Origin of the sequence: Alkalihalophilus lindianensis (assembly GCF_032843265.1) — a bacterium.
Taxonomy (GTDB): Bacteria; Bacillota; Bacilli; order Bacillales; family Bacillaceae_D; genus Alkalihalophilus; species Alkalihalophilus lindianensis.
The window spans coordinates 1-257 of sequence record NZ_JAWJBA010000621.1 but is presented as its reverse complement, the minus strand read 5'-3'; the positions used below and the strand labels follow the sequence as shown (position 1 = coordinate 257).

The following is a 257-nucleotide window of genomic DNA, read 5'->3' as shown; positions in this document are numbered from 1 at the left end:
ATTACTGTTTTCATCTTTGAATATCTTCCTCTCTATTCATATCTTAATGCATCGATTGGATCAAGCTTTGCGGCCTTATTTGCTGGCATTAAGCCGAAAATAATACCCAGTGTCATTGAAAAAAGTACACCGCCAATAATCACCTTACCGGAGACGAGTGGCGGCCATTTGGCAAAGGTAGAGACTAAATACGCCCCTCCAACCCCAAGTCCTATCCCGATAATTCCACCCAATAGGGTCAGCATCATTGCTTCAAT

General features: G+C 42.8%; 1 protein-coding gene. It reads right to left on the bottom strand.

Annotation, left to right across the window (positions count from 1 at the left end):
- Positions 1-32: 32 nt before the first annotated feature.
- Positions 33-257: ABC transporter permease (locus RYX56_RS23660; RefSeq protein WP_317124292.1), on the bottom strand; the 225-nt coding region annotated here is incomplete at its 5' end.